This window comes from Chromobacterium alticapitis, from assembly GCF_002924365.1.
GTDB classification, from domain to species: Bacteria; Pseudomonadota; Gammaproteobacteria; order Burkholderiales; family Chromobacteriaceae; genus Chromobacterium; species Chromobacterium alticapitis.
This window is the reverse complement of sequence record NZ_PQWB01000053.1, coordinates 1-4,160: the sequence shown is the minus strand read 5'-3', so window position 1 is coordinate 4,160 and position 4,160 is coordinate 1. Positions and strand designations below refer to the sequence as shown.

At 71.3% G+C, this 4,160-nt stretch carries 1 protein-coding gene; it reads left to right on the top strand.

The genetic code is table 11. The features are described 5' to 3' along the window. The coding region (locus C2I19_RS13645; RefSeq protein WP_146056811.1) for an RHS repeat protein at positions 1-4,160 on the top strand (4,160 nt) is incomplete at both ends.

Below are 4,160 nucleotides of genomic sequence, written 5' to 3'. Positions count from 1 at the left end.
CAGCTGGGCGAGGCGGCGTTCGGCCGCGGCGGCGAGCGGGTCTATGTCAACGCCGGCAACGGCAACCTGGTGCTGCAGCGCCGCGACGACTTCCTCGCCGCCGCCGGCCTGCCGCTGGACCTGGTCCGCACCTACAACAGCCAGGGACTGGGCGGCGACGCCGGCAACTGGCGCCTGGGCTACAGCCGCCGGCTGTATGGCCTGTCCGGCAGCCTCAACGCCGCCGGCAGTTCGATTCACCGCGTGGCCGAGGACGGCAGCGACACCCTCTACGCCTATGATGCGGCGCGCGGCCGCTACGTGGCCCAGCGCAGCGACGACGGCGCCGACGACACCCTGCAAGGCGACGCCCAAGGCTGGCGCTGGACCGACGGCGCGACGCAAGGCCAGGAACGCTACGACGCGGCCGGCCGCCTGCTGCAAGTCCTCAGCCGCGACGGCCAGGCCGTCACCCTCGGCTACGACGGCGCCGGCCGCCTCGCCAGCCTGGCCGACGCCAGCGGCGAAACGCTGTACCTCGACTACGACGCGCAAGGCCGGATGAGCCAGCTGCGCAGCGCGCTGGCGGACGGCCGCAGCCTGATCCGCACCCATTACGGCTACGACGCGCAAGGCCGGCTGGCCAGCGTGAGCACCGACCTCACCCCCGACGACAACAGCATCGCCGACGGCAACGCCTACACCACCCGCTATGTCTACGACGGCGCCAGCGCGCGCCTGGCCAGCCTGCAGCAAAGCGACGGCAGCCGGCTCGACTTCAGCTATGTCCAGGTCGGGTCTGACTACCGCGTGCGCAGCGTCAGCGACGTGCGCGCCGGGCAAACGCTCACCACCACCTTCGACTACGACGCCGCCGGCAACCGCACCACCGTCACCGACGCTGCCAATCAAAGCACCCAGCTCGACTACGACAACGGCCAGCTCAAGCGCGTCGCCGGCGGCGGCGTGGAACAGCGCTACGCCTACGACAGCCACGCCCGGGTCAGCGACGTCACCGACGGCCGCGGCCAGACCACCCACTACGACTACGACGCCGCCGGCAACCGCGTGAACGCGCGCGACGCCCAGCAGCGCCAAACCACCCGCCGCTACAACGCGCAAAACCAGCTCCTCAGCGAAACCGTCGCCGGCGTCGGCGCCGCCCGCTATGTCTACGACGCCAGCGGCCTGCACCTGCGCTTCAGCGTCAGCGCCGAAGGCCGGGTGGTGGAACACCGCTACGACAGCCAAGGCCGCGAAACCAGCCGCCTGGCCTACCAGGGCGCCGTCTACCCCAACGCCGGCGACGCCACCGGCGAAGCCGAGCTGGCCGCCTGGGCCGCCCAGCAAGCGCCGCGCGGCATCGAGCGCAGCGACACCCAATACGACGCGCGCGGCCTGACCGCGCTCACCACCCGCTACGTCACCCTGGATGGCCAGGGCCAAGGCGTGGCCGACGGCCGCCAGCGCAGCACCCGTTACGTCTACGACCCGGCCGGCAACCTGCTGCAAAGCGTCGACGCCGTCAGCGGCAACAAGCTGGCCGACTACCACTACGACGGCCTCAACCGGCTCACCCGCGCCGAAGACGGCAACCACGTCGCCACCGTCACCGTCTACCAGGACGCCCAACGGCAAACCCAAGTCACCCTCAGCAACGGCCTCACCACCGTCACCAGCTACGACACCGCCGGCCGCGTCATCGGCGCGCTGCAACAAGACGCCGGCGGCCCGCTGGGCGCGACGCGCACCCAATACAACGCCCAAGGCCTGCCGGTCAAACAGACCGACGCCAACGGCGCCGTCAGCTACCTGCTGTACGACGGCCTGGGCCGCCAGATCGGCCAGATCGACAACGAAGGCAGCGTCAGCGAATGGCGCTACAACGGCGACGGCCAAGCGACGGCGACGATACGCTACGCCAACCGCGTCGACGCCGCCAAGCTCGGCGGCGACCCGGCCCAGCTGACCCTGGCCAGCCTGCGCCCGGCCGCCGACCCGGCCCACGACCGCGCCGACTACCAGCTGTACGACAGCCTGGGCCGGCTGGCGCTCAGCATCGACGCCGAAGGCGGCGTCACCCGCCACCAGTACGACGCCGGCGGCCGGCGGATCGCCAGCACCCGCTACGCCAACCGGCTCAGCGCCGAGCGCCTGGCCGCCCTGGCCCAAACCGCGGGCGAGCTCAACCCCGACGACGCCGCCAACCAGCCCGCCGCCGACGCCGTCAACGACCGCGTCAGCCGCCAGTTCTACGACGCCGACGGCCAACGCGTCGGCAGCCTGGACGGCGAAGGCTACCTCAGCGAAACCCGCTACGACGGCGCCGGCCACGCCATCGAAACCGTCCGCTACGCCGCGCGCGCCAACGCCGGCAACACCCTGGACGCCATCCGTCCGGCCGCCAGCGCCCAAGACGCGCACACTCGCGCCTACTACGATGGCGCAGGCCGCCTCATCGGCCAAGTGGACGCCGAAGGCTACCTCGACGAAACCGTCTACGACAGCCAAGACCGCATCGTCCAGACCGTCCGCTACGCCACGCGCGCCCACGCCGGCGACAGCCTGGACGCCCGCCGTCCGGCCGCCGACCGCAACGACCGCAAAACCCTGCGCCAATACGACGACGCCGGCCAACTGATCCGCGAAGAGAGCCAGCCCAGCGGCCTGGTCGCCAGCTACCAATACGACGCCCAAGGCCATCTCCTCGCCGTCACCCGCCAAGCCGGCAGCGACAGCCGGACCGCGCTCAAACGCTACGACAGCCAAGGCCGGCTGATCCAGGAACTGAGCGGCGAAGGCGCCCAAGCCCTGGCCGCCCTCGGCAACGGCGCCAGCGCGCAACAGATCGAAGCGGTGTGGTCGACCTGGGGCACCCATCACTACTACAACGCCGGCGGCCAACGCACCGCCACCCTTCGCCCCGACGGCCAAGGCGGCGGTCGCCGCACCGTCTACTACTACGATGGCGCCGGCCGGCTCAGCCACACCCTCAACAGCCTGGGCGAAGTCAGCGAAATCCGCTACAACGCCTTCGGCGACGTCATCGACCGCCACGCCTACGCCACCCGCCTGTCCGCCGCCCAACTGGCTCAGCTCAACGGCGGCGCGCGCAACGCCCTGGGTACCCTGGTCTCCAGCCTGCAAAGCGCCGGCGACAGCGACGAAACCAGCCAATACAACCGCCTCGGCCAACGCCTCGCCGCCGGCGACAGCCTGAACGCCGAGCGCGAACGCTGGGACTATGACGCCTTCGGCGACGCCATCGCCCACCGGCTGCGGCTGGACGCCAACCGCAGCAGCCAGCAACGCAGCGCCTACGACCGACGCGGCCTGGCCACCGGCCAAACCGCCGACGCCGACACGCTGGCCATCCAGAGCCAAGCCCGCTACGACGCCTTCGGCCGCCTCACCGACCGCCTCGACGGCAACGGCCACCTGCGCCACACCGACTACGACACCCTGGGCCGGCAGATCGCCACCCAAGACGGCGCCCACGGCAGCCAAAGCTACGTCTACGACGCCTTCGGCCGCGAACTGAGCCACACCGACGCGCTGGGCCACACCACCACCACGGTGTACGACGACGCCGCCGGCTCGGTGACGATCACCCAGCCGGGCGGCATCCAGACCGTCAGCCAGCACGACGCCTACGGCGAAACGGTCAAACTGATCGACGCCCTGGGCCACGCCACCACCTACCAATACAACCGCGACGGCCAACTGCTCAGCACCGCCGCCCCGGCCGGCGCGACCCGCAGCGCCTACGACAGCGCCGGCCAGGTCCTGACCAGCACCGACGCGCGCGGCACCCAAACCGCCTACCAATACGACGCCGCCGGCCGCGTGCTCAGCCGCACCGTCGATCCCGCCGGCCTCAAGCTGACCACGCAAACCAGCTACGACGCCCAAGGCCGCATCCTGCGGCAAACCGACCCCAGCGGCCGCGTCACCGAAACCCATTACGACGCCGCCGGCCGGCTGCAAGCCACCATCGTCGACCCGGCCGGCCTGGCGCTGACCACCCGCTACGACTACGACGCCCAAGGGCAAAAGATCCGCGTCACCGAAGCGGCCGGCACCGCCCAAGCCAAGGTCACCGAATACGAATACGACGGCGCCGGCCGCCGCGTGCGCGAAACCGTCGACCCGGCCGGGCTGAAGCTGAGCACGCGCTACGC